General features: G+C 67.9%; 3 protein-coding genes and 1 pseudogene. 2 read left to right on the forward strand and 2 right to left on the reverse strand.

The window, feature by feature from the left end; all coding sequences use genetic code 11:
• Positions 1-574, forward strand: a pseudogene (locus GX015_RS02520) (tryptophanase); the annotation flags it as partial.
• A gap of 168 nt (positions 575-742) precedes the next feature.
• Entirely contained in the window at positions 743-1,303 is a 561-nt protein-coding gene (locus GX015_RS02525) for a DUF4395 domain-containing protein (RefSeq protein WP_291342544.1), read from the forward strand.
• A gap of 47 nt (positions 1,304-1,350) precedes the next feature.
• On the opposite strand, the gene GX015_RS02530 is transcribed toward GX015_RS02525, so the two are convergent.
• Both GX015_RS02530 and glnA read right to left on the reverse strand, forming a co-directional pair.
• A complete protein-coding gene (locus tag GX015_RS02530; protein WP_291342546.1) occupies positions 1,351-2,631 on the reverse strand; it encodes a glycosyltransferase in 1,281 nt (426 codons plus the stop codon).
• A gap of 271 nt (positions 2,632-2,902) precedes the next feature.
• Positions 2,903-4,339: a type I glutamate--ammonia ligase gene (gene glnA / locus GX015_RS02535; protein ID WP_291342548.1), complete on the reverse strand. Its 1,437-nt coding sequence runs from the start codon at positions 4,337-4,339 to the stop codon at positions 2,903-2,905.
• Positions 4,340-4,709 lie beyond the last annotated feature (370 nt).

The following is a 4,709-nucleotide window of genomic DNA, read 5'->3' on the forward strand; positions in this document are numbered from 1 at the left end:
GTTCGAGGGCTTCCTCACCTACGGCGGCATGTCCGTCCGCGAGATGGAGGCCATCACCGTCGGCCTGGACGAGACCATGGACGAGGACATGATCAACCAGGGCCCGCAGTTCATCGAGTACATGGTCTCGGAGCTCGACCGCCGCAACATCCCGGTGATCACCCCGGCCGGTGGCCTCGGCGCCCACGTCGATGCCATGCGCTTCGTCGATCACATTCCGCAGCCGGAATACCCGGCCGGCGCCCTGGCCGCCGCCCTGTACCTGGTCTCGGGCGTGCGCGGCATGGAGCGCGGCACGATGTCCGAGCAGCGCGACGCCGAGGGCAATGAGCCTTTGGCGGACATGGAGCTCGTGCGCCTGGCCATGCCGCGACGCGTGTTCACCCTGTCGCAGGTCAACTACGTCATCGATCGCCTGGACTGGCTGTACCAGAACCGCCGCATGATCGGCGGCATGGAATGGGAGGAGGAGCCGGAGATCCTCCGCTTCTTCTACGGCCGCCTGCGCCCGAAGTCCGACTGGGTCACCCCGCTGGTGGCCAAGTTCCGCGAGGACTTCGGCGACTCGCTGTAGGGGAGGGATCGACGGTGCCGCGCCGAAATGTGCGGCGCTGAGCCACGCGCCGCCGATCCGGCGCTGAGCCGCAGCCGGGAGATGCTCCTCCCGGCTGCGGCTCCTTCGATTGCGCGCCGATTTCATGTCCGATAGACAGACTGGTCTGGATGGTGCTAGAAATACCGCATGCATCCCACCGTTCGTGACCTGCTGACCTTCCCCGACCCGGTCAACGGCATCGCCGCCCGTTGCACCGCCGCCCTCGTTTTCGCGCTCGGCGCGGCGTCGCTGGCCGCGAACGTCGTCGCCATGTCGGGGCCGACTGCGTCGGTGAGTGGCGGCGATTCGGAGGTGGTGGCGCTGGCCTTGGCGGTCGCGATGTTCGTGGGCTTCGTGCTGCGGGTGATCTCGGGGCCGAAGCTCTCGCCGTTCGGGCGCCTGTCCGTCCATGTCCTGGCCCCACGGTTCGGCGACCCTCGGCTGACGTCGGCCGCACCGAAGCGTTTCGCGCAGGGCATCGGCGTCGCGTTCTCCGGTGCGATTCTCATCGCGGTCGCTCTCGGCGCTCACGGTGTCGCCGCCGGAATCCTCGCCGTCTTCCTCGTCGCGGTCGGGCTGGAGGCCTTCGCCGGTTTCTGCCTCGGTTGCCGCATTTACGCCTCGCTGCAGAACGCTGGCGTCATCGCGGAAGATTCGTGCGCCGAGTGCGCGGACATTTGGTCGCGGACTCCCGCGGTAAAGCACTGAGTCACGTACGGCACCGATGTGCGCGGGTTCGAGCCACGCACCACTGATCAAGCGCTGAGCCGCAGCCGGGGATTCGTCCTCCGGGCTGCGGCTCTGGCCATTGCGCGGCCGTAGCACCCGAGAACCTCGCCGACGAAGCGGTCGCGGCCGCAGCGCACCGCACTGGCGCGGGCTGCTTCGGACATCGCGCGGCGGAGGGGACCGTCGCAAAGCAAAGCCGTTGTGGCGGTGCGAAAGTCGCTCTCCGACACGTACCGGTGACCGTTCGAGCCGTCGACGACGACGCCGCGGAACGCCTCGTCGTCGGGCGTGATCGCCGGCAAGCCCGAGGCAAGCGCCTCGAGGCAGGTCAGGCCCTGGGTTTCGCTTCTCGACGACGTCATGAAGACATCGCCGAGCCGGTAGTACCGGGGGACCTCGTCGACCGGCACCGCGCCGATCATGTGCACGCGGGCGGAAACGCCGAGCCGCGCGGCGAGGGCGCTCAGCTCGGCGGCGGCCGGGCCGTCCCCGACGATGAGCCATTGCCACGGGGCATCGGTGATTTCGGCGAGGAGGCGCAGCGTTTCGGTGAGGTTCTTCTCGACTGCCAGGCGACCGACGGTGAGGACGACGGGGACGCCGGGTGACAGCCCGATGTCGGCGGCGAGGGTTGCGAGGCTCTCCCTTTCGTGGGGCTCCGTATCGTGGGGCTCCGTTTCACGGGAGGCGCTGACGCCGGGCCGCGGTGCAGCGGGGCGGAAGCGGTCGACGTCGACGCCGGTGCCGATCACCTCGACCGGGGCGTGGACGCCGTATCCGCGCAGCAAGTCGGCGACCTTGTTGGTCGGGGCGATGACGCGGTCCGTGCGGCCCAGTCGGTCGTTGGTGAATGCCCTGGTCATCGCGCGGCCCATGCGTCGGCTGGGGCAGAAATAGTGCGTGTAGTCCTCGTAGGACGTGTGATACGTGTGCACGTGGGCCACGGCCAGCCGACGCGCGATGGTCCGCGCCCACGTGAAGGTCGGGAACTCCGTGTGACTGTGCACGACGTCGGGGGCCCAATCGGTGATGTGGCGCAAAACCGTGCCGCTGACCGGGCGACCGATCCGGGCGTGCGGGTACACCGCGCCCGCCGGGATGGACGCAACCCCGTAGACGCGGCCGTCGAAAGTCGTGGACAGGTTCTCCGCGACGGTGAGCACGCGGACGTCGTGGCCCGCCGCCGCGAGGCCGTCGCGGAGATCGGTCACGGAACGGACGACGCCGTTGACGGTGGGGGACCAGCAATCGCTCAGCAGGAGAATGCGGAGGGGCCGTGCGCCGCCGGTGGCGCGGACGAGATGCATGCGTCGATTGTGGGGCAATCGGCGCCGGTTGTCGCGGCGAGTGGCAGTGCTTGCATGGTGAATGAAATTGCCCCGGGCATGCGAAAACCGGCGCATCCCGATTCCCGTCCGCAAGCGACAAGCCCCCGTGCGAGGACCATGGTCGCGAACGAGATCGCGGTGCGCCGGTCGCCCAGAAGGTAACCCCGTTCGCCCGATCCCGCGACCGGGGCGGCGTTCCGGGGGCCCGCCCACCCCCTGGCCGGGGGCGGGGCGGGGTTCCGGGCCGGATCTAGCAGTCGTAGTACATCTCGAACTCCTGCGGCGTCGGGCGCAGGCGGACGGGTTCGATTTCGTTTTCGTACTTGTAGGCGATGTACGTCTCGATGAGGTCCTCGGTGAACACGTCGCCCTCGAGCAGGAACTCGTGGTCGTTGCGCAGCGCCTCCAGCGCGGCCTCCAGGGAGGTCGGCGCCTGCGGGATGTCGGCGGCCTCCTCCGGGGGAAGCTCGTAGAGGTCCTTGTCCACGGGGGCATGGGGCTCGATGCGGTTCTTGATGCCGTCCAGGCCGGCCATCATCATCGCCGAGAACGCCAGGTAGGGGTTGCCCGACGGGTCCGGGGCGCGGAACTCGATGCGCTTGGCCTTCGGGTTGGAGCCGGTGATCGGGATGCGGACCGCAGCGGAGCGGTTGCGCTGCGAGTACACCAGGTTGATCGGGGCCTCGAAGCCCTTGACCAGGCGGTGGTAGGAGTTCAGGGTCGGATTGGTGAAGGCGAGCACCGCGCCGGCGTGCTTGAGGATGCCGCCGATGTAGAACCGGGCGATGTCGGACAGGCCCGCGTAGCCGGCCTCGTCGTGGAACAGCGGCTTGCCGTCCTTCCACAGCGACTGGTGGCAGTGCATGCCGGAGCCGTTGTCGCCGGACAGCGGCTTGGGCATGAAGGTGACGGACTTGTTGTTGCGCCAGGCCGTGGACTTGATGATGTACTTGAAGCTCTGGATGTCGTCGGCGGCGTGGAGCAGCGTGTTGAACTTGTAGTTGATCTCCTGCTGGCCGCCGGTGCCGACCTCGTGGTGGGCGCGCTCCAGGTCGAAGCCGGCCTGCTCCAGGTTGAGGCACATTTCGTCGCGCAGGTCCTGGTAGTGGTCGTACGGTGCGACGGGGAAGTAGCCGCCCTTCATGCGGGTCTTGTAGCCCAGGTTCGGCGTCCCGTCGGGGTTGTTCTCCTTGCCGCGGTTCCACCAGCCCTCGACGGAGTCGACCTCGTAGAAGCCGGCGTTCATCTCGGTGGAGTAGCGGACCTTGTCGAAGATGTAGAACTCCGCCTCGGCGCCGAAGAAGCAGGTGTCGGCGATGCCGGTGGACTGCAGGTACTCCTCGGCCTTGCGGGCGATGTTGCGCGGGTCGCGGGAGAACGGCTCCAGGGTGAAGGGGTCGTTGACGAAGAACTTGATGTTCAGCGTCTTGGCCTTGCGGAAGGGGTCGATCTTCGCGGTGGCCAGGTCGGGCAGCAGCGCCATGTCGGACTCGTCGATGGTGGTGAAGCCGCGCACCGAGGAGCCGTCGAAGGCCAGGCCTTCGGTCGCCGCAGCCTCGTCGAACGCGGAGGCCGGGATGGTGAAGTGCTGTTCGATGCCGGGGACGTCGGTGAAGCGGACGTCGACGAACTCGATGTTCTCATCCTGGATGTACTTGATGACCTGGTCGGGGGAGGTGAAGCCCACGGTGACTCCTCGATTGGACTGTCGGTGGATGTGCAAGTGCGTGTGCGGCGCCGGGACGTCCCGGCCCTCGCTATCTGACGAAAACGAAATTATGGGACCGAGGTTTCGCATCCCGTTCCTGCGTGTTTCGCGCATGTAACACCTGTTGTGAGCTGCGCCACTGTCATAACCGTGGTGTTTCGGGCCTACGATCGGACCATGCCCACGCTTTTCGACGCCCACCCGGATCCCCGACCCGACGCGGTCATCGCGCCGGGCGCGGTGTGGCTGCCGGGGTTCCTGGATCTGCGGCAGCAGGCGTGGCTGGCCGATCGTTTCCGCGAGTGGGCCGCCGGCCCCGTGCCCGCCCGCGCCGCCGCCATCCACGGCA

Origin of the sequence: Corynebacterium sp., from assembly GCF_012837295.1 — a bacterium.
Lineage (GTDB): Bacteria > Actinomycetota > Actinomycetes > Mycobacteriales > Mycobacteriaceae > Corynebacterium.

Coding starts and splice junctions, on each gene's coding strand:
- GX015_RS02525 (WP_291342544.1), top strand. CDS start 743: ATGCATCCCACCGTTCGTGACCTGCTGACCTTCCCCGACCCGGTCAAC.
- GX015_RS02530 (WP_291342546.1), bottom strand. CDS start 2,631: ATGCATCTCGTCCGCGCCACCGGCGGCGCACGGCCCCTCCGCATTCTC.